The organism is Rhodoferax sp. (assembly GCF_010365055.1).
Lineage (GTDB): Bacteria > Pseudomonadota > Gammaproteobacteria > Burkholderiales > Burkholderiaceae_C > Rhodoferax.
Genome location: NZ_JAAFHA010000005.1, coordinates 15,531 through 34,390, shown reverse-complemented (window position 1 = coordinate 34,390; position 18,860 = coordinate 15,531). Strand labels below are relative to the sequence as shown.

Sequence of the window (18,860 nt, the reverse complement as noted above, 5' to 3'; positions counted from 1 at the left end):
CGTTGTTTTCTGAGTGTTGCCAAGCTGTTGATTTAAATAGATTTTTAAGGGTTGGCATAGGGTTTGCACTAGTATTGCCATGCCCACTATTTGCCTCCCTTATTACCATCGTCGCGGACACACCTTTGCGGCCCGCTTTGTCACCCTGATAGTTGCCAGCGTCCTGGCCTTGGTTGCCGGTCAGGCACAGGCGTGGACGCTCGACGATGTCGCCGGGCTCGCTCGCCAGCAAGCCCAGGCACCCTTTAAACCGGCAAGCCACGCGATTCCGGTGGAACTCGCCAATCTTGATTACGACGGTTACCGGGACATCCGCTTCAACGCGGCCAGCACCTTGTGGCGGGCGGACAAGCTGCCTTTTGAGGCCAATTTTCTTCACATCGGGAAAAGCGGCGACTCCGTTCGTGTCCATGAGATCACGCCGCAAGGCATCAAGCCAATTCCCTACAACCATGCCGACTTCAACTTCGGAAAAAACAAGGTGTCACCGCAGACCTGGGGCAATCTCGGCTTCGGTGGCCTGCGCGCCTTCAACAACCTGAACTCGGCGACGTACAAGGACGAACTTGTCGTTTTTTCCGGCGCCAGCTACTTCAGGGCGCTGGGCAGCGGCCAGCGCTACGGCCTGTCCGCACGCGGCCTGGCGGTTGACACGGCGGGCAGCGCCAAGGAAGAGTTCCCGCGCTTCACCGAGTTCTGGCTTGAAAAGCCGGCCGCCGATGCCAAGCAACTCACCATCTATGCGCTGATGGATTCGCCGCGCATGACGGGCGCCTACCGTTTTGACATCACGCCCGGCGAGCAGACCGTGACCGAAGTGCATGCCCGCATCTTCATGCGCCCGACCGACACGCCCGTGGCGACGCTGGGTCTGGCGCCGCTGACCAGCATGTTCCTCTTTGGCGAGAACCAGCCCCGTCCCGGCGACTTTCGCCCGGAAGTGCATGACTCCGACGGCTTGATGGTGGCCACCGGCGAAGGCGAATGGCTGTGGCGACCGCTGCAAAACCCGGCGTCACCGCTCACAACCTCGTTCAGCATGAAGAGCTTGAAGGGCTTTGGCCTGATGCAGCGCGACCGTGCCTTTAACAGCTTTGAGGACACCGAAGCCCGCTATGAACTCCGACCCAGCGCCTGGGTCACGCCCTTGGGCGACTGGGGCGCCGGCCGGGTCGAGCTGCTGCAATTTGCAACACCCGACGAAACCCACGACAACGTGGCCGCCTATTGGGTCCCAGAAAAAATACCGAAACCTGGTCAATCGCTGGATGTCGCCTACACCATTCACTGGCAGGGCAAAAACCAGCAGTTGCCACCCAACGGCTGGGTCACGCAATCGCGCCGCGGCACGGGCTACACCAAGATCGGCGCCGAGGCCCTGGGTCAGCAAATCCAGTTCGTGATTGATTTTGCCGGCCCGGCCCTGGATGCATTGCCCGAGGACGCGCCGGTCAAGGCCATCGCCACCGCCAATGCCAATGGCCGCGTGCTGGAGAGCCTGGCCTACAAGAACCCCGCCACCGGCGCCTGGCGCATGACATTGCGCGTGCAGCGACTCAATCCGGCCCAGCCGGTCGAGCTGCGCGCCTTCCTGCAACACAACAACCAAACACTGAGCGAAACATGGACCAACCTGATCACACCGTGAGCCCCATCAGCGGGCGCAGCGTCTTGCGCGAAGAACGTCACCCCAACGCAGTCACGGCACCGCCGGTGAACCGCGGCAGCATGGTGCCGCGGCCATGGCGAGGTTTCTGGAACAGCCTCGCCAGTGCGGCCCTGCTGCCCGTTCTCAAGCAGACGGGGAGGGTCCAGGCCGAGGCGCTTCCAACTGCTTCGATCGCTGACAAGCCTGAGCCGTGGCAGCAGGCCGCCAGACGCCGGCGCACCGTATTTTTGCTGCTGACGGTGATCAGTACGGTACTGGCCACCAGTCTCTTTGCGGACATACAGCCCGACTACGACAACGCCTTCTTGCAGTACGGCCAGGCCACACTGTTTGCCTTGCTGTCGGCCTGGGTGGTGACAGGCTTCATGACCGCGATGATGGGTTTTTACGTGATGCTGCGCGGCGACAGCCACAGTTTGTCGGCCAAAAAGGTTCAGCACCATACGCTCGATGCCGCCACGCGCACCGCCATCATCATGCCCATCTGCAATGAAGATGTGCGCACGGTGTTTGCCGGCCTGCGCGCCACCTGTGAATCGGTGGCGCTAACAAAGCATGTCCAGGCCTTTGACGTGTTTGTGCTGTCTGACAGCAACGACGTCGCGATTCAGAAAGCGGAACGCGCCGCCTGGGAAGAGCTGCGGGCCCAACTCGCCAGCCAGCCCGACCAGCCGCAAATCGAGGTCTATTACCGTCTGCGCAAGCGCCGCACCGACCGCAAGTCCGGCAACGTGGCCGACTTCTGCCGTCGCTGGGGCAAGGACTACCGCTACATGGTGGTGCTGGACGCCGACAGCGTGATGAGCGGCGACTGCCTGGTCTCCATGGTCAAGCTGATGGAAGCCAACCCGACCGCTGGCATCATCCAGACCGCCACCCAGGCCATCGGCCATGTCACCTTGCACGCCCGGGCGCAGCAGTTTGCCTCACGCGTCACGGGGCGCCTGTTCACGCTGGGCATGCAGTTCTGGCAAATGGGCGAGTCGCACTACTGGGGCCACAACGCCATCATCCGCGTTGCGCCATTCATGCAGCAATGCGCGCTGGCGCGCATTGCGGGCACCGGCGGCATGTCGGGCAGCATCATGTCGCATGACTTCGTCGAAGCGGCACTGATGCGCCGCGCCGGTTACCACGTCTGGCTGGTGGCCGATCTGGTGGGCAGCTACGAACAGCAGCCGCCTGATCTGCTGGCCGAACTGCAACGCGACCGCCGTTGGTGCCAGGGCAACCTGCAAAACTCGCGACTGATTGCCGAGCCCGGCATTCACCCGGTGCACCGCTCCATGTTTGCCACCGGTGCCATGGCTTACCTGTCAGCGCCTCTGTGGTTGAGCTTTATGACGCTGGGCACGGCGCTGTGGCTGTCGGGTTCGCCGATGGTTGCCAACTGGATGCTGCTGCCTGGCGAATTGGTAGCGCTCTGGGTCTGGACACTGAGCATGCTGTTCTTGCCGCGCATTCTGGGCCTCGCCGCCGTGCTGCTCAGCCGCCAGCAGCAGGCTTATGGCGGCACGGCCAGCCTGCTGCGCAGCGCCCTGCTAGAAACTCTCATCGCCTTGCTGCAGGCGCCCGTTCGCATGCTGGCGCATTCGCTGTTTGTGGTGGTGGCGCTCACTGGTCTCAAACTGGAATGGAAATCGCCCCCGCGCGAAGCGGCGGCAGTGCCGTGGCGTTATGCACTGGCGCAACTCGCCCCCATGAGTTTGATGATTGCGGTACTGGCTGGCGGCGTCGCCATGATCGACCCACGCGCCCTGGTCTGGTTGCTGCCCGTCGGGCTGCCGTTGCTGCTGTCCATTCCCATGACCGTCGTGACCAGTCGCGTCGGCTTGGGGACGGCGATGCGGGCGCAAAATTTCCTGCTGATTCCCGAAGAAACCAAGTCGCCGACCGTGCTGCGCCGTGCTTGGCTGCACGCCAGCCAGCGGGCCAGGCCACGGCTGCGAGCCGCCTGAGCCTGTCAGCAGCAAAGGGTCCGGGACTCTTTGCTTCTAAAGTTATAGCTGTATAAGCAATAAAGACGGGGGCTAGAGGCCAAAATCCATAAATGTTGGTTGATCATCGCGCTGGCGCACTTCGTGTCGCTGCGATCCGTCCCACAAGTTGAACAGCTCCACCGATCAGTGGCGTGTGAATGGATGAGATCAAGCAATAAGACGCGCCAAATGATGCGATGCGCCTGATCAGCGCATGAACCATCATTGCAGCTATCGCGGGCCAGGAACCCAGGTGGCTAGAAATATTGGGAAAACTCGCGACTCAGCCCCATCCGTGTCCCGGTCAGTTCACCATCACCAGCTTGCCCTTGACGCCGCGTGAGCCCATGTGGGCAAAAGCGGCTTTGAGCTCGGCCATTGGCAGGGTGCTGTCGATGACCGGCTTGATCTTGCCCTGGCCGTACCATTGGGCCAACTCCATCATCATGGCGGCGTTGGCCTTGGGTTCACGCTTGGCAAAGTCGCCCCAGAACACGCCGACGATGGAGGCGCCTTTGAGCAGGGCCAGGTTGAAGGGCAGGGCGGGAATCGGCCCGGCGGCAAAACCCACCACCAGGTAGCGCCCGCGCCAGGCAATGGAGCGAAAGGCGGGCTCGGCGAAGTCGCCCCCGACCGGGTCGTAAATGACATCCGGGCCCTTGCCATCGGTGAGCGTCTTGACCGCCTCGCGCAGATTTTCACGGCTGTAGTTGATGGTGGCATCGGCGCCAATGGATTGGCACAGCGCGCATTTCTCATCGGTCGAGGCCGCCGCAATCACTTTCGCCCCGCAGGCTTTGGCAATCTGGATCGCTGCGGTGCCGACGCCGCCGGCAGCACCGAGCACCAGCACGGTCTCCCCGGCTTTGAGTTGCGCCCGGTCCACCAGCGCGTGGTGCGAGGTGGCGTAGATCATGATGAAAGCGGCGGCATCCACAAACGGGAATCCATCGGGCAGCGGCAGGCACAGCGCTGCCGGCGCCACCGTGTGCGTGCCAAAGCCGCCGGTGCCGGACAGGCAAGCCACGTGCTGGCCAACCTTGAGGTGGGTGACGCCATCGCCTACGGCCTGTACCACGCCCGCATATTCGGAGCCCGGCACAAAGGGCAGCGGCGGTTTCATCTGGTATTTGTTCTGCACGATCAGGAGATCGGGGAAGTTCAGGCTCGCCGCCTTGATCTCGATCAGGACTTCACCCGGCTTGGGGCTCGGGGTGGGCAATTCTTTCCAGGTCAGGGCATCAACGCCCACGGGGTTTTCACAAAGCCAGGCATGCATGAGGGGGAGTCTCCTAAATAGTTGCGTAGATGATAGTGGCTCGCAACTTCTGAAAATGTCGCTCGCGTGACCGGGCCGACCGGGGCCCTGTGCCACCTACAATAAATATCAACTGGGCTCCAACATGAAAATTCTTATTTGCAATGACGATGGTTACCAGGCGCCGGGCCTGGTGGCGCTGTATGAGGCCCTGAAAGACGTGGCGCAGGTCGAGGTGGTCGCGCCGGAGCAAAACAACAGCGCCAAATCCAACGCCTTGACGCTGCACACCCCCATGTATGTCTGCAAGGCCAGCAACGGCTTTCGCTACATCAACGGCACGCCGGCCGACTGCGTGCACATTGCGCTGACCGGTTTGCTGGGCTACCGGCCCGACCTGGTGCTCGCCGGCATCAACAATGGCGCCAATATGGGCGACGACACGATTTATTCGGGCACCGTGGGTGCAGCGATGGAAGGTTATCTGTTTGGCATACCGGCCATCGCCTTTTCCCAGGTGGAGAAAAACTGGAGCCACTTGGAATCGGCCGCGCGCAAAGCCCGTGACCTGGTCCTGCAGATGGCGCAGCAAAACCTGATTGGCGCCAACCCCTGGCTGCTCAATGTGAATATTCCCAACCTGCCTTATGACGAAATCGCCCATGTGAAGCTGTGCCGGCTCGGGCGGCGCCATGCGGCCGAGGCCGTGATCACCCAGCTCAGCCCACGCGGCGAGACCATGTACTGGATCGGTGCTGCCGGCCCGGCCAAAGACGAGGCCGAGGGGACGGATTTTCACGCCACCAGCCAGGGCCATGTGGCGATGACGCCGCTGAAGGTGGATTTGACCGACCATGACAATTTGGGCTATTGGGCTCAGACCGCCGCCAAGTTGACCGGCGCATGAAGGAGCGCCCCCCTTTTCCGGTCCGGCTGGATTTCTCCTCGGGCGGGCCGACCGACAGACGCTCCGTCCCGAGGTACGCTGGCTTGAGTCAGAGCTCGGGTGCCAAGCCGTTGGCCAACCCGCTCTCAAGAGGCCTGGGCATGGACTCGAGTGCGGTTCGTGCCAGCATGGTGCGCAAGCTGGCTCAGCAAGGCGTCAGCGACCCGCTGGTGCTGGCGGCGATGCAGGCGATTGAGCGCCACCGCTTTGTCGATACGGCGCTGGTGAACCAGGCCTATGAAGACACCAGTCTGCCGATTGGCCTGGGGCAGACCATCTCCAAGCCCGGTGTCGTGTCGCGCATGCTGGAATTGCTGCGCAACGGCGCGACCGGCAAACTGGGGCGCGTGCTGGAGATCGGCACCGGCTGCGGATACCAGGCCGCCGTGCTCAGCCAGCTCGCGCGTGAGGTCTACAGCATTGAGCGCCTGCGCGGTTTGCATGACAAGGCGCGTGACAATCTGCGGCATCTGGCGCTGCCCAACCTGCATCTGCTGTTCGGGGATGGCATGGTGGGCTATGCCAAAGGCGCACCCTATGCCGCCATCATCGCCGCTGCAGGGGGCGAGGCCGTGCCCCAGGCCTGGGTGGACCAGCTGGCCATGGGCGGGCGCCTGGTGGCGCCGGTGGCGGCAGGTGCCGGGTCGCCGGGCAGGCAGGCGCTGGTGGTGATTGACAGAACGCCACAGGGACTAAGGCAGACCGTGTTGGAGGCGGTTCACTTTGTGCCTTTAAAATCGGGCGTCGCATGAAGGGGTATCGTATGTTTGGTTTGAGTGCTCGCCTGAGCGTGGTGTTTGTTGTTGTCATCAGCGGGGTGCTGGCTGGCTGTGGATCGAGAACGCTCAATCGGGCGCCGGTGGAGGACCGCAGTGCCCGCATGGGCCAACCTGAAACGGTGGTGATGGACCCAGCGACTCAGGCGGTCCAGCAGCTGCCAGGTTTCGAGAACGCCGGCAAACCCGGTTACTACAGCGTCAAACCCGGTGACACGCTGATCCGCATTGGCCTCGAACACGGGCAAGCCGCCAGGGACATTGCGCGCTGGAGCAATTTGGAGAACCCCAACCGGATCGAAGTGGGCCAGGTGCTGCGGGTGGTGCCACCAGCGCCAGCCATTGTGGTCAACGGCGGGGTGGTCGCCAAGCCGGTTACATCGGCCATTGCCACGCCGGTTCCGGCCGCATCCGCGCCGGTTGCCCCTTCGGCCAGCTCGACGCCTGCGCCTACTGCTGCCACGACAGCGGACGATGACATCGACTGGATCTGGCCGACCAACGGTGCCGTGCTCGCCGGGTTTGATGAGGTCAAGAACAAAGGCCTCGACATTGGCGGTGTCGCGGGCGACCCGGTCGTTGCCGCCGCCGATGGTCGGGTTGTTTATGTTGGGGCCGGTCTGCGTGGTTACGGCAACCTGATCATCCTCAAGCACAACAACACCTACCTGACGGCCTATGCCCACAACAAGACCTTGTTGATCAAAGAAGATCAGGCGGTGCGCAAGGGGCAAAAGATTGCCGAAATGGGCAGCAGTGATAGCGATCGCGTCAAATTGCACTTTGAAGTTCGTCGACAAGGCAAACCGGTAGATCCGGCCAGATACTTGCCAGCGCGGTGACGGGTACGGGACCGGGCCATGAAAAAGAGCCCCATGCCTGGTCCTGGCAACGCGCCCAGACGGCCGCCGCGCGGTGTGTCATCTTCTATGGAAAATGTGCCTCCAGCCCCCGTAGATATTGGTTATAAAGCTACTAATTTGGTAGTAAAACATGCGCCATCGGAGAATGCCGCACCGGCGCTGCCGAGTGTAGCCAAGGAAGCACTGGAAGCACTGGAAGCGGCGGGCGAGTCCAGTGACGCGTTGACCATCTACCTGCGCCAGGTGCGCCGCACCGCCCTGTTCACGCCGCAAGAAGAATTTGAACTGGCCAGCAAGGCCCGCGCTGGCGACTTTGCCGCCCGCCAAAGCATGATTGAACACAATCTGCGGCTGGTGGTGAGCATTGCCAAGGCCTATATGGGGCGCGGCGTGCCCTTGTCGGACCTGATCGAAGAAGGCAACCTGGGTCTGATGCACGCCATTGACAAATTTGAGCCGGAACGGGGATTTCGATTTTCCACTTATGCCACCTGGTGGATTCGCCAATCGGTAGATCGTGCCTTGATGTGCCAAGGACGGGCGGTGCGCCTGCCGGTGAACGTGGTTAGGGAGTTGCAGCAAGTTCTGCGGGCCCGCCAGGCGCTGGAGAGTGATGCGGCGTTCGTGGTGAGTCGACCCGATGGCATTCGAGTCGACGATGTGGCCGCCTTGTTGGGCCGCGACCCGGTCCACGTTGCCGATTTGCTGGGCCTGGCGGAGGCGCCCAGGTCCCTGGACGCCGCCCTGGACCGCTCGGGCGAGTCTCAGACGTTGGGGGATTCACTGGTCGATGAAACCACGGCGGATCCGTCTGGTGTGACGCAGGTCCACGAGGTGGAGCGTTTGCTGGAGGAGTGGGTTGGCACCTTGTCTGAACGTGAAAAAGAGGTGCTGGAAGGTCGCTTCGGCTTGCATGGCCGCGAGCCTGAGACGCTGGATGTGCTCAGCGCGCGTCTGGACCTGACGCGTGAGCGCGTGCGACAGGTCCAGAACGAGGCCTTGGCCAAGCTCAAACGCTATCTGGCGCACCGCGGTATCACACGGGACGCCCTGATTTAGGTTCGTTGATCCATTCTGGGGTACTCAAATCGTTTTGAGGTGATCCGGTGCCTGAGACAATAGCGCCATGACCGACGACATCCATAAAACCGAGAATTTTCCGCCCGACTGGCTGCTGGTTGAATCACTTGACCTGGAGGCCCAGGGTGTAGCCCACCGCGCCGACGGCAAGGTGGTGTTTATCAAGGGTGCGTTACCGTTTGAGTTGGTGAGCGCCAATGTGCACCGCAAGAAAAACAACTGGGAGCAGGGCGCAGTGACCGCGATTCACCGCGAGTCCTCGCAGCGCGTGCAGCCGGGTTGCCCACATTTTGGTTTGCATGAAGGCGCTTGTGGCGGCTGCAAGATGCAGCATCTGCACGCAAGCGCCCAAGTCGCGGTCAAGCAGCGCGTGTTGGAAGACAACCTGTGGCACCTGGGCAAGGTCAAGGCGGATACCATTTTGCGGCCGATCGAAGGCCCAACATGGGCTTACCGTTACCGCGCCCGCTTGTCGGTGCGCTATGTGCGCAAAAAGGGCGAGGTGCTGGTTGGTTTTCATGAGCGCAAAAGCGGCTATGTGGCCGACATGAAAGCGTGCCCGGTGTTGCCACCGCATGTGAGCGACTTGCTGCTGCCGCTGCGGCGGCTGATTGCCTCGATGGAGGCGATGCAGACCTGTCCCCAGATCGAACTCGCCTGTGGCGACCACGTCACCGCGCTGGTGCTGCGCCACATGGAGCCGTTGAGTCCAGGCGATTTGGTATTGTTGCGCGACTTTGCCGCCCGCCATGCCGGGGTGCAGTGGTGGTTGCAGCCCAGCGGGCCCGAGACGGTCCATCTGCTTGATCAAGGGGGCGAGACGTTGAGCTATGACCTGCCGGAGTTCGGCGTACATATGCCGTTCAAACCGACCGACTTCACGCAGGTCAATCCGCATATCAACCGGGTGTTGGTATCGCGCGCGTTACGACTGCTGGATACAAAAAAGCATGAACGCGTGATTGACTGGTTCTGTGGCCTGGGCAATTTCACGCTGCCTTTGGCGACGCAGGCGGGCGAGGTGCTGGGGGTGGAGGGCAGCGAGGCGCTGGTCGCGAGATCGCGTGAAAATTTTAAGCTAAACCAGGCTCTAGCCCCCGTCAATAAAGCTTTAGCAGCTACTAATTTTGTAGCTAGAAATCTGTTCGAAATGACGCCTGAATTACTGATCCAGGACGGTGCAGCTGACAAATGGCTGGTGGATCCGCCGCGTGAGGGTGCTGTTTCCCTGGTGCAGGCGTTGGCTGACCTGCATCAACAAAAGCTGGACCCCGTCAGTCATCCAGCCACAGTCGGAGCCGCGGGTTGGACAGCTCCGAAACGCATTGTCTATGTCAGCTGCAACCCGTCCACGCTGGCGCGCGATGCTGACCTGCTGGTGCATCAGGCCGGTTATCGCTGTTCTTTTGCGGGCGTGGTGAACATGTTTCCGCACACGGCGCATGTGGAGAGCATGGCGGTGTTTGACCTGGAGGTTTGAAGGCAAGGGCCAATCAGCGCGCGATCATTGGGTTGATGCTGTCGCGGCTTTATTGGTCAATTTTGGGGGCGTTGTATCGGCGACGACGGCCTTCGCTTTTTTGTCTTCCAGAATGACTTCGACCGGTTCAGCTTTGGCGACTGCGGCGCGAACGCCCTCAATCTTGTTCTCACGCATGTACTGGTCCATGTCTTTCCAGCCGTCAAAGATGGCGGCTTTGGACGCCTCTTCATTCAGGCTGTAACAGTCCTCAATGCTGCGCAGCCCATGGCGGCAGGCCCCACCAATTGCCTTCGCCTCGGCTTCGCGCTGGGCGATTCTCGGGTCCGGCTCCATGCCAGGGATGACGCAGCCCGCGAGTAACAGGGTGATCGTGGTGATGAGCAGGCGTACGTTCATGGTGTGTGACAGAAAGATAGTCTCTTTATCGGTCAATTTTGTGTTGCGCTGAAGTCATCCGTTGACGCAATCAAGAAAAAAGACCCGGGAAGGGTCTTTTTTTGGAAGTAGAGCGGTCTTAATCTCGCTCACCTCCCGCAATACCCAGCAGGGCGAGCAGTGCCTGAAACACATTGATGACGTCCAGGTACAAAGCCAGCGTTGCGCTGATGTAGTTGGTTTCACCGCCGTCGACGATGCGCTTCAGGTCATACAGCATGTAGGCACTGAAAATGCCGATGACGGCCACCGAGATCGCCATCATGGCCGCCGTGGAGCCTACAAACACATTGATGATGCCGCCGACGATCACCGCCATGGCCCCAACAAATAGCCATTTGCCCATGCCGGAGAGGTCGCGTTTGATGACGCTGGACAGGCTGGCCATGACAAAAAACACACCCGCTGTGCCGCCAAAGGCAGTCATGATCAGCTCCGGCCCATTTTTGAAACCCAGCACCATGGCGATCATGCGAGACAGCATCAAGCCCATGAAAAAGGTGAAGCCCAGCAGCACGGGCACGCCAGCCGCCGAATTCTTGGTCTTCTCGATCGCGTACATGAAGCCAAAGGCGCCGCCCAGAAACACCACCAGACCCAGACCGCCGCTCAATGAGCGCGTGATGCCGGTGGCCACGCCCAGCCAAGCCCCTAACACGGTGGGTACCAGGCTCAAAGCCAACAGCCAGTAGGTGTTGCGCAGCACTTTGTTGCGCTGCTCGGCGGAAACCGCATGGCCGTAGCTGCGGTCAATTGATTGAACGTTGTCAGTCATCGTCAAGCTCCTTGGTAGTCTGAACTGGTTACAAGTCATCATTCTAGGGGCAGTCAGGTGCCGCCGTCGCAGTCATTCGGACCGGTTGCCTACAGTTCGTAAGGACACTTGCGTTTTGGCGACTTGCAGTCAAGACGGGACAGTCGCTATGCTTGAGGCCTTTACCCACAAAACCCTTTAGCCCAATGAAAACCAAACTCATACTCGAACTGGCTGATGTCAAGACCATCGCGGCGGCGGCGGAAGCCGAAGCCCTGAAAAACAACTGGGCCGTGTCCATTGCCATCGTCGACGATGGCGGTCACTTGTTGTGGCTGCAACGCCTGGATGGTGCCGCTTCTATTTCCGCCCATCTTGCACCCGCCAAGGCGCACACGGCCGCCTTGGGCCGGCGCGAGAGCAAAGTCTATGAGGACATTGTGAATGGTGGACGTACCTCTTTTTTGAGCGCGCCCGATATCAAGGGGCTGCTGGAGGGTGGGGTCCCGGTGATGAAAGACGGCCAGTGCCTGGGCGCGGTTGGGGTCAGTGGTGTGAAATCCAGCGAAGATGCCCAGATCGCCCGGGCTGGCATCGCCGCGCTGGGTCTTTGAGATCGGACTCTATACTTTGCGCTGACTGCCACTCCGCATCAACCATTTAGTGAGTTTTCCATGACCCTCAACGTCAATGTCGACCTTGGTTACGAGTTTGAAGTCAAAGCTGGTGTCAAGGAAGTCTTTGACGTGCTGTCTCATGTCCCCACTGCAGCCAGTTTCTACCCCAAGGTGGACAAGCTGGTGGACCTTGGTGATGATGCGTATCGCTGGGAGTTTGAAAAGATTGGCATCGCCCAGTTCCACTTGCAGACTATTTTTGCCTGCAAATACGTCTCCAACCGGACCAAAGGGACGATCAACTGGACGCCTGTCAAAGGCGAAGGCAACGGCTTGATCGGTGGTGGCTGGAAGCTGACCGACAAGAACAAGTCAACCAAAATTGTCTTGCATCTCACGGGCGAGCTCACGCTGCCCGTACCCGGCCTGTTGAGAATGGTGATTACACCGCTCGTCGAGTCTGAATTCGAAAAAATGACCGAGCAGTGGGTTGCCAACCTGATCAAGCGTTTTGGCGGCGAGGTCTGATCCGCCCGCCAGCCCCCTTGCCGCTCTTGCCTTCATGGCATCGGCGCTAATGCGCCGGTTTGGGTGGCACCACCGGCGCCGGCGGTGCCACTGCAAATCCGAAGAGCCGCTCGGGCGGCAAACGCATTAGCATGACTTTGTCGGTCGCGGTGGCCTTGATCGCGAATTCGGGTTGCGCCGTGTCATGGCGCACGGTATGTGGGACCGGGCGACCGGCCGTGTCGGTGATGGAGGCCACAATGGGCGCTCGCGCGTTAGCCGTGCGTTGCACCACGATGCCCAATTCGCCGGAGGCGAGTTTGACGAAATCACCGGGCGGATAAATGCCCAATTCTTTGATGACGGCCGTTGACAGGGGACCACCTTTGTCCTCTTGGTACAGTTGCCGTGCGGCCTCCTGGGGCGACAGCGCCGGACGCATGACACGTGGACTTATTCTTGATGTGAATGTATCTGCCACGCGCAGCGCGACCGCCATCTCGCAGACTTCGGTAGAGCCCAGCGGGTAGCCGGTTCCATCCGGTCGCTCATGATGTTGTGCAATGGCAGTCAGCCAGTCGGTATCTGTGACTCCGGCTTTTTCAAGCCATTCAACGGATTCGATTGGATGGGCGTGAATGGCAGCGCGCTGTTTGTCTTTCATGGGGACATCCTGTCCCGCCATTTGGCCCTGCAAATCAAGAATGGGCTGGTTCATGGTGAGCGCCGCCTTCACCAAGCTCATCAAACGGGTCTCGGGCCAATGCAAATGGCGGGCCATCAAAATGCACAACATGGCAGTATGAACGGCGTGGTCGTAGCCGAAATAATAATGCTGGGCGTTGTCCTGGCGCACGCATCGATAAATGGCGATGTCAGCGTTGCAGTCAACCAGCTCCAGCAGGTGGCGCGCGAACTTGTCGATGTGCTCAGAGAAATCGTCTGGGTGTGTCGCGCTGTCGAGCAACTTTTTCAGAGCATCTGTGGTTTGATCCCATAAGCCAAAAATATTGGGTGGTGGCACGAACGCCTTTGGCGGCTCAGGGGCCTCTGCCCGTGCGACGGCTCTGGCTTCTTCGGCATCCACAAAGGCTCCGCGTTGCAGTAACTGGTCCAGCAGATGCTCGTTTTCGACCAGATGACCTTTGGAGAGCAACAATATTCCGTGCTCATCGCGCACGCTCCAAGGTAGCGGCGTGCCGATCTGCACTTTGGAGCGCGGTAGCCGCAACATTTTCAAAATCAATGTCCTCCTGTTGACGTCCGGCGCACCAAGCAGACGCCTGAGCGAAATGATAAACCTCTGGTCTCAGTGTGTACAGAGATTTCGATATTGTTTTTATAGCTGCCAGCGCATATTCTATAAGGGCTAGAGGCCAAAACAGTTCAAATATATCGCTGCTTGAGTCGTTTCACCAGCGTCACGCCGGTCAGGACCACGGCCCCTGCCAGCAGGCCCCCCAGCGCATTCAGCGTCAAAGCGGCCACCGGTTGCAGCGCCGAGCCTGCGAACAGGCTCCAGTGCTCCATCAAGCGGCCAGCCACTGGTATTCCGTGGATCAAGATGCCACCACCGACCAAAAACATCGCCGCGGTGCCCGCTACCGACAGCGTCTTCATCAGATAGGGGGCCGCTACAAGGATGCCTCGCCCCACACTGCGCTGCAGGCGCGCTGCCCCGCCAATGCCAGCCTGTTGCGTGAGGTAGAGCCCGCCGTCATCGAGTTTGACAATGCCTGCCACCAGGCCATAAACGCCAATCGTCATCAGCACGGCGATACCACTGAGCACGCTGATCTGGGTTATGAGTGGACTCGCTTGCACCGTACCGAGCGTGATGACAATGATTTCGGTCGACAAGATGAAATCGGTACGCACCGCACCTTTGATTTTTTCCTTTTCCAGTGCCACCAGATCAAGCGACGGATCTGCCAGCGCCTGCACCAATTTGGCATGTTCCGCCGCCGTTTCAACCTCACTTTGCAAGAATTTGTGCGCCAGTTTTTCAAAGCCCTCAAAGCACAAAAAAGCGCCGCCCAACATCAACAGCGGTGTCACCGCCCACGGCGCGAAGGCGCTCAAGGCCAGGGCGGCCGGAACCAGGATGGCTTTGTTGATCATTGAGCCTTTGAATACCGCCCAGACCACGGGCAGTTCGCGCTCGGCTTTGACACCGGCGACCTGCTGCGCATTGAGGGCCAAGTCGTCCCCAAGCACCCCGGCTGTTTTCTTGGCGGCCGCCTGGGTCAAAACTGACACATCGTCCAGCACGCTGGCAATATCGTCAAGCAGTGCGAGCAGGCTAGTGGCCATGGGTCTGATCTTTCTTGGTGGTGTCTGATGGTGCGAGTGCCCATTGTCGCTGTTGATGGCCGTGCACTGGCCAGCCCTCAAAGCCGGCGTTGAATGACTGGCAGTTGACTAAAGTCAACAAGTTCAGGGGCCGCCTGGCCGAGTATCAAAAACAGGCTTTCGCAGGCTGTCAAATTGAATTTCAGGCGATACGTCCAGTATCTGGTTTTGAAGAACTCAGCCCACCTACCAAGCACAAAATGCCTTATTCCTACATCCTTCGGATGCTGAAGAACCCGCGCACCACGGGCGCGCTGGCTCCCTCTTCTGCTCGTCTGGCGCGTGAGCTTGCCAATTTGGCGAAAGACTCGGAGAACGTTCTGGAGCTTGGTGCGGGCACTGGTGCCGTCACGCAAGCGCTCTCCAAAGTAGTCAATGAAGAGAAGCTGCAAGTCGTTGAATTGCAAAAAAAGTTGGCTGCCTCTTTGAAGAAGCGATACCCAAATTTGAAAGTCTTGCATTCGACCGCACACTGTGCACTTGACAATTATCGACAATGCGGGTCAGTGGCCGTCGTGTCAAGTTTGCCTTTTCGGTCATTGCCACCTGCGATGAAGCACTTGACAGTGCAGAGCCTGCTGGCTTTCCTGAGGTCATCGCCTGACTCCCAGCTTATTCAATACACGTATGGCCTGAGCGCCCCATTTAGAGCCCCGGCCGGGTTCAAGTGGCAGCAGATCAAGTGGGTCTTGACAAATTTCCCCCCCGCATGCATCTGGGTGCTGACCAAAACGCCCGACCAGTAGCCCGTTTTCAAGGATTCAGATTTCGTGAGTCTGCCTTGCTGGTGTCAGCGGCAGGGCGACTGAATCGGCGCGGCGCGCAAGCCACGAGTAACTCCGCGGATAATCGCGGCATTGTTGGACTACTCCAGCCCCGTACTTTTCAGGACAAACGTTATGCATCGTGTCGCCATCAGTAGCACCGGACTCTACATTCCACCGCACGTCATTACCAACGAAGAGTTGGTGGCATCATTTAACTCTTTTGCAGCGCAGGAAAACAAGGAGCATGCTGCTGCCATTGCCGCAGGCACGCGCCAGCCGATTCCCCAATCCAGCGTTGAATTCATTGAGAAAGCGTCGGGTATCAAGCAACGTTATGTGATGGAAAAATCCGGGGTACTCGATCCGCAGCGCATGCGCCCGCGCTTGCAGGCCCGCCCCGATAGCGAGATTTCCTTGATGGCTGAAATCGGTGTGGCTGCCGCGCGCGATGCGCTGGCCCGCGCTGGTAAACAGCCCGAAGATATTGACGGCGTGATTTGTGCTGCCGCCAATATGCAGCGTGCCTACCCAGCCATGGCGGTGGAAATTCAGACCGCGCTGGGCATTCAGGGCTTCGGCTTTGACATGAATGTGGCTTGTTCATCGGCCACCTTTGGCCTTGAGATGGCAGTCAACGGGGTCAAAACCGGCTCGGCCCGGGCCATTTTGGTGGTGGACCCGGAGATAACTTCATCGCATCTGGCCTGGAAAGACCGCGACTGCCATTTCATTTTTGGTGACGTCTGCACCGCCATCCTGATCGAGCGGCTGGAGAATGCCCCCGCAGGTGCCTTTGAAGTGCTCGGCACCCGCTTGCTCACCACGTTTTCCAACAACATCCGCAACAATGCCGGCTATATGTGGCGCAGCGAGGACCGCGACCCTGACGACCGCGATCTGCTTTTTTATCAGGAAGGGCGCAAGGTCTTCAAGGAAGTCTGTCCGATGGCTGCCGAACACATGACCAGCCACCTGGCGGCACATGGCCTTGCGCCCGATGGGGTACGTCGTTTTTGGCTGCATCAGGCGAATCTGGCCATGAACCAGTTGATTGGCCGCAGACTGCTGGGGCGTGATGCCACGCGGGACGAAGCGCCTGTGATCCTGGATGAATTTGCCAACACCGCATCGGCCGGTTCGATCATTGCCTTCCACCGGCACCACGACGATATCCAGGCCGGTGAGGTCGGGATCATCTGCTCCTTTGGGGCCGGTTATTCGATCGGTAGTGCGGTGTTGCGCCGCACGTGAATCAGGTGACGTTCTAGTTCAAATCGCGCTTCAGGCGAATTTCTTCGACTTTGACCGTGCCCACGGGCACGGTCTTGATGCTGGTCATTTCACGCTTGAAGCCCGCCAGGTCATGAAAGTGCAGGGCGCGCTCGTTGCCCAGGGGGATCCAGATCGTGACCTTGGTACAGCCTTCCTCCAGCAAACCCTCGCGTGCTGCGTCCCACAGCGCCAACCCAACGCCCTGTCCCCAGTGCGAAGTGGCCGCAAAGATGGCCCAGATTTCACCGGTCGTCGACGGTGTGCCCTTGTCGCGTGAACGATCGAAACCGACGAAGCCGACAACCTGGCCCTCATCAAGTGCCACAAAAACTTGGGGTTCGCTGAATTCAATGGCGTCACACCAGTAGGCCTGGCTCTTGTCGACAGTCATGGCAGGCGCCTTTTCGCCAGGGAATAGGGCCTTAAAGGCCGCCTGACTGGCGTTGACATGAATTTCGGCAATGGCTTTGGCATCGCGCACAGTGGCGGGCCGGACTTCAAAGTTGGTGGTGTTGGACATTGAGGATGCTTGGGTGAGCAAGCGAGTAATAAAAATTGGAGCTAGATTGTCGCTGCAATCAGCCGGGGTCCTTGGGGAAAACGCTTAGTGCCGTAGTAATGCGCTGTTACCCGCCCGGCGATGCTACGCAGCAGACTGATACTTTCAATTTTTCAGGAGACTGTCATGGCCAAGAGGATTTTGATGCTGTGTGGTGATTATGGTGAAGACTATGAAACCATGGTGCCGTTCCAAACCCTACTCGCCGTCGGCTGCACCGTGCATGCGGTATGCCCGGATAAAAAAGCGGGCGACTACCTGATGACCGCAATCCACGACTTTGAGGGGGCGCAGACCTACAGCGAAAAGCCGGGTCACCGCTTTGTTTTGAACGCAAATTTCGCCGATATCAACACCGCTAATTACGATGCGTTACTCATCCCCGGCGGACGCGGACCCGAGTATTTGCGGCTCAACGCCCGCGTCCTGGCCATCACCAAGGAGTTTGCCGACGCCGGTAAGCCGATTGCGGCGGTGTGCCACGGCGCACAACTGCTGGCCGCTGTGCCCGGCATCATCCGAGGCAAGCGCATCAGTGCCTATCCGGCCTGCCGACCAGAGGTCGAGTTGGCGGGTGCCCTGTTTGCCGAGATTGCCATCGACGCCGCCGTCACCGATGGGCAGTTCGTTACTGCGCCCGCCTGGCCCGCCCACCCCGCCTGGCTGTCGCAGTTTATGGCGGTGTTGGGCATCAAAATCTCCCACTAGCCACAAGGGGCTTCGGCGCTTATGCTTTGGGGCCATTCTTTGAAACGCGAAGGAGACCGGTATGTGTCAAATTTTCGTCCGCGCCAATCCGCAGAGCTATGAGGCCACGACGCGCAGCATCCGCTTGCACGGCGTGGTCACCAGTGTTCGACTTGAAAACCTGTTTTGGGACACGCTGGAAGAAATTGGCGCCCGCGACGGCATGACGGTGCCGCAACTCCTCTCCACGCTCTACGACGAATTGTTGACTCACCGCGGTGACATTCCGAATTACTCGAGCTTTTTGCGGGTTTGCGCTTTGCGTTACCTGAGCCTGCAGGTGCATCAGCGCGTACCAAGCGACATCCGCATACCGATCCGGTCGCTCGATGCCAATGCCGTGCTTGGCGGTGCGCGCTCCGGCCTGGCGCAAGTCGGCGCAAGATAGCCTTCTAGAGACCCGGTGCGCGATCCGCCGGCAAATATGACCCTGCTTTTTTGAAGGAGTCCTGAAACAGTCGTTTGCGGGAAGATAATCTAGCGCGCCAGCCTCAATTTGAATGGCCGGACATACAACTCTGGAGCAAAAAATGGCAAAAGGTCAGCAAAGCAACAAGATGGTTAAAAAGCCAAAAAAAGATACCTCACCACCCAAGCCGGTATCACCTGACGCTGTGCGCCCAACCGTCACCACGGTGGTGCCGGTGCGCGGGAAGCTCAAGAATGCACCGTCAAAGACTTGATTTCGGGCTCTAGATCGGCAGCCGAAAAGGCGGGGTATGCACGGAAAAGACCAGCACCGATGAGGATATTGTCCAGGCCCAGAAAGCCCGCCGTACTCAAATTAAAGCGTCTT

The 18,860-nt window shown here is 59.6% G+C and carries 20 protein-coding genes; 14 read left to right on the top strand and 6 right to left on the bottom strand.

The genetic code is table 11. From position 1 onward, the window contains the following. The first annotated feature begins 79 nt into the window (after window positions 1-79). Both GZ093_RS02595 and mdoH read left to right on the top strand, forming a co-directional pair. A complete protein-coding gene (locus tag GZ093_RS02595; protein ID WP_296481676.1) occupies window positions 80-1,648 on the top strand; it encodes a glucan biosynthesis protein G in 1,569 nt (522 codons plus the stop codon). After that, window positions 1,624-3,627, top strand: a complete 2,004-nt coding sequence (gene mdoH, locus GZ093_RS02590) for a glucans biosynthesis glucosyltransferase MdoH (RefSeq protein ID WP_296481673.1) — start codon at window positions 1,624-1,626, stop codon at window positions 3,625-3,627. Before GZ093_RS02595 ends, mdoH begins: the two co-directional genes overlap by 25 nt. A 325-nt stretch (window positions 3,628-3,952) precedes the next feature. Here mdoH and GZ093_RS02585 read toward each other — a convergent pair whose 3' ends face one another. Further along, window positions 3,953-4,927 carry an NADPH:quinone oxidoreductase family protein gene (locus tag GZ093_RS02585; RefSeq protein WP_296481669.1) on the bottom strand — a complete coding sequence of 325 codons (975 nt, stop codon included), beginning with the start codon at window positions 4,925-4,927 and terminating at the stop codon, window positions 3,953-3,955. Between the two features lie 124 nt (window positions 4,928-5,051). Here GZ093_RS02585 and surE point away from each other — a divergent pair, with 124 nt between their 5' ends. The 5 genes from surE (at window position 5,052) to rlmD (ending at window position 10,051) form a co-directional block, all read left to right on the top strand. Continuing rightward, a complete protein-coding gene (gene surE, locus GZ093_RS02580) occupies window positions 5,052-5,813 on the top strand; it encodes a 5'/3'-nucleotidase SurE (RefSeq protein WP_296481667.1) in 762 nt (253 codons plus the stop codon). Further along, entirely contained in the window at window positions 5,810-6,604 is a 795-nt protein-coding gene (locus GZ093_RS02575; protein WP_296481665.1) for a protein-L-isoaspartate(D-aspartate) O-methyltransferase, read from the top strand. Before surE ends, GZ093_RS02575 begins: the two co-directional genes overlap by 4 nt. 11 nt (window positions 6,605-6,615) lie before the next feature. Then, window positions 6,616-7,470, top strand: a complete 855-nt coding sequence (locus GZ093_RS02570) for a peptidoglycan DD-metalloendopeptidase family protein (RefSeq protein WP_296481661.1) — start codon at window positions 6,616-6,618, stop codon at window positions 7,468-7,470. A gap of 18 nt (window positions 7,471-7,488) precedes the next feature. Beyond that, complete coding sequence (locus GZ093_RS02565; protein ID WP_296481659.1) at window positions 7,489-8,550, top strand: sigma-70 family RNA polymerase sigma factor; 1,062 nt, start codon at window positions 7,489-7,491, stop codon at window positions 8,548-8,550. Between the two features lie 67 nt (window positions 8,551-8,617). Continuing rightward, on the top strand, window positions 8,618-10,051 hold the full coding sequence (rlmD, locus tag GZ093_RS02560) for a 23S rRNA (uracil(1939)-C(5))-methyltransferase RlmD (protein WP_296481656.1): 1,434 nt from the start codon (window positions 8,618-8,620) through the stop codon (window positions 10,049-10,051). Window positions 10,052-10,075: 24 nt separating this feature from the next. Here rlmD and GZ093_RS02555 read toward each other — a convergent pair whose 3' ends face one another. Together GZ093_RS02555 and GZ093_RS02550 are read right to left on the bottom strand one after the other, a co-directional pair. Then, entirely contained in the window at window positions 10,076-10,450 is a 375-nt protein-coding gene (locus tag GZ093_RS02555) for a hypothetical protein (RefSeq protein WP_296481654.1), read from the bottom strand. A 118-nt stretch (window positions 10,451-10,568) separates the two neighbouring features. Continuing rightward, entirely contained in the window at window positions 10,569-11,264 is a 696-nt protein-coding gene (locus tag GZ093_RS02550) for a Bax inhibitor-1/YccA family protein (protein WP_296481651.1), read from the bottom strand. Window positions 11,265-11,449: 185 nt separating this feature from the next. Between GZ093_RS02550 and GZ093_RS02545 the strand changes: the two genes are divergently transcribed. Continuing rightward, window positions 11,450-11,857 carry a heme-binding protein gene (locus GZ093_RS02545; protein WP_296481648.1) on the top strand — a complete coding sequence of 136 codons (408 nt, stop codon included), beginning with the start codon at window positions 11,450-11,452 and terminating at the stop codon, window positions 11,855-11,857. A gap of 60 nt (window positions 11,858-11,917) precedes the next feature. After that, window positions 11,918-12,388 (top strand): SRPBCC family protein, encoded by a 471-nt coding sequence (locus GZ093_RS02540; RefSeq protein ID WP_296481645.1) that lies wholly within the window; start codon window positions 11,918-11,920, stop codon window positions 12,386-12,388. 46 nt (window positions 12,389-12,434) lie between these two features. Here the strand turns inward: GZ093_RS02540 and GZ093_RS02535 are convergent, their stop codons facing one another. Together GZ093_RS02535 and GZ093_RS02530 are read right to left on the bottom strand one after the other, a co-directional pair. After that, window positions 12,435-13,601, bottom strand: coding sequence for an HD domain-containing phosphohydrolase (locus GZ093_RS02535; protein WP_296481642.1), 1,167 nt, complete (start codon window positions 13,599-13,601; stop codon window positions 12,435-12,437). Window positions 13,602-13,753: 152 nt separating this feature from the next. Further along, complete coding sequence (locus GZ093_RS02530) at window positions 13,754-14,680, bottom strand: DUF808 domain-containing protein (RefSeq protein ID WP_296481640.1); 927 nt, start codon at window positions 14,678-14,680, stop codon at window positions 13,754-13,756. A gap of 104 nt (window positions 14,681-14,784) precedes the next feature. Between GZ093_RS02530 and GZ093_RS02525 the strand changes: the two genes are divergently transcribed. Together GZ093_RS02525 and GZ093_RS02520 are read left to right on the top strand one after the other, a co-directional pair. Next, window positions 14,785-15,465, top strand: a complete 681-nt coding sequence (locus tag GZ093_RS02525) for an rRNA adenine N-6-methyltransferase family protein (protein WP_296481637.1) — start codon at window positions 14,785-14,787, stop codon at window positions 15,463-15,465. Between the two features lie 153 nt (window positions 15,466-15,618). Next, a complete protein-coding gene (locus GZ093_RS02520) occupies window positions 15,619-16,737 on the top strand; it encodes a beta-ketoacyl-ACP synthase III (protein ID WP_296481634.1) in 1,119 nt (372 codons plus the stop codon). 13 nt (window positions 16,738-16,750) lie between these two features. On the opposite strand, the gene GZ093_RS02515 is transcribed toward GZ093_RS02520, so the two are convergent. Beyond that, window positions 16,751-17,278, bottom strand: a complete 528-nt coding sequence (locus GZ093_RS02515; RefSeq protein ID WP_296481631.1) for a GNAT family N-acetyltransferase — start codon at window positions 17,276-17,278, stop codon at window positions 16,751-16,753. A gap of 165 nt (window positions 17,279-17,443) precedes the next feature. Between GZ093_RS02515 and GZ093_RS02510 the strand changes: the two genes are divergently transcribed. The 3 genes from GZ093_RS02510 to GZ093_RS02500 all read left to right on the top strand — a co-directional run bounded on the left by GZ093_RS02510 (window position 17,444) and on the right by GZ093_RS02500 (window position 18,747). After that, the gene (locus GZ093_RS02510) at window positions 17,444-18,025 is read left to right on the top strand and encodes a DJ-1/PfpI family protein (RefSeq protein ID WP_296481628.1); all 582 of its coding nucleotides are present in this window, start codon (window positions 17,444-17,446) and stop codon (window positions 18,023-18,025) included. Between the two features lie 61 nt (window positions 18,026-18,086). Continuing rightward, on the top strand, window positions 18,087-18,452 hold the full coding sequence (locus GZ093_RS02505) for a ribbon-helix-helix domain-containing protein (RefSeq protein WP_296481623.1): 366 nt from the start codon (window positions 18,087-18,089) through the stop codon (window positions 18,450-18,452). 142 nt (window positions 18,453-18,594) lie between these two features. Next, the gene (locus GZ093_RS02500; RefSeq protein ID WP_296481622.1) at window positions 18,595-18,747 is read left to right on the top strand and encodes a hypothetical protein; all 153 of its coding nucleotides are present in this window, start codon (window positions 18,595-18,597) and stop codon (window positions 18,745-18,747) included. Window positions 18,748-18,860 lie beyond the last annotated feature (113 nt).

Bases quoted from the DNA above. Each gene is read 5' to 3' on its own strand.
- GZ093_RS02595 (WP_296481676.1), top strand. From the start codon at position 80: ATGCCCACTATTTGCCTCCCTTATTACCATCGTCGCGGACACACCTTT.
- GZ093_RS02545 (WP_296481648.1), top strand. From the start codon at position 11,450: ATGAAAACCAAACTCATACTCGAACTGGCTGATGTCAAGACCATCGCG.
- surE (WP_296481667.1), top strand. From the start codon at position 5,052: ATGAAAATTCTTATTTGCAATGACGATGGTTACCAGGCGCCGGGCCTG.
- GZ093_RS02500 (WP_296481622.1), top strand. From the start codon at position 18,595: ATGGCAAAAGGTCAGCAAAGCAACAAGATGGTTAAAAAGCCAAAAAAA.
- GZ093_RS02575 (WP_296481665.1), top strand. From the start codon at position 5,810: ATGAAGGAGCGCCCCCCTTTTCCGGTCCGGCTGGATTTCTCCTCGGGC.
- mdoH (WP_296481673.1), top strand. From the start codon at position 1,624: ATGGACCAACCTGATCACACCGTGAGCCCCATCAGCGGGCGCAGCGTC.
- GZ093_RS02565 (WP_296481659.1), top strand. From the start codon at position 7,489: ATGAAAAAGAGCCCCATGCCTGGTCCTGGCAACGCGCCCAGACGGCCG.
- GZ093_RS02515 (WP_296481631.1), bottom strand. From the start codon at position 17,278: ATGTCCAACACCACCAACTTTGAAGTCCGGCCCGCCACTGTGCGCGAT.
- GZ093_RS02520 (WP_296481634.1), top strand. From the start codon at position 15,619: ATGCATCGTGTCGCCATCAGTAGCACCGGACTCTACATTCCACCGCAC.
- GZ093_RS02540 (WP_296481645.1), top strand. From the start codon at position 11,918: ATGACCCTCAACGTCAATGTCGACCTTGGTTACGAGTTTGAAGTCAAA.
- GZ093_RS02555 (WP_296481654.1), bottom strand. From the start codon at position 10,450: ATGAACGTACGCCTGCTCATCACCACGATCACCCTGTTACTCGCGGGC.
- GZ093_RS02550 (WP_296481651.1), bottom strand. From the start codon at position 11,264: ATGACTGACAACGTTCAATCAATTGACCGCAGCTACGGCCATGCGGTT.
- GZ093_RS02570 (WP_296481661.1), top strand. From the start codon at position 6,616: ATGTTTGGTTTGAGTGCTCGCCTGAGCGTGGTGTTTGTTGTTGTCATC.
- rlmD (WP_296481656.1), top strand. From the start codon at position 8,618: ATGACCGACGACATCCATAAAACCGAGAATTTTCCGCCCGACTGGCTG.
- GZ093_RS02585 (WP_296481669.1), bottom strand. From the start codon at position 4,927: ATGCATGCCTGGCTTTGTGAAAACCCCGTGGGCGTTGATGCCCTGACC.
- GZ093_RS02505 (WP_296481623.1), top strand. From the start codon at position 18,087: ATGTGTCAAATTTTCGTCCGCGCCAATCCGCAGAGCTATGAGGCCACG.
- GZ093_RS02510 (WP_296481628.1), top strand. From the start codon at position 17,444: ATGGCCAAGAGGATTTTGATGCTGTGTGGTGATTATGGTGAAGACTAT.
- GZ093_RS02535 (WP_296481642.1), bottom strand. From the start codon at position 13,601: ATGTTGCGGCTACCGCGCTCCAAAGTGCAGATCGGCACGCCGCTACCT.
- GZ093_RS02530 (WP_296481640.1), bottom strand. From the start codon at position 14,680: ATGGCCACTAGCCTGCTCGCACTGCTTGACGATATTGCCAGCGTGCTG.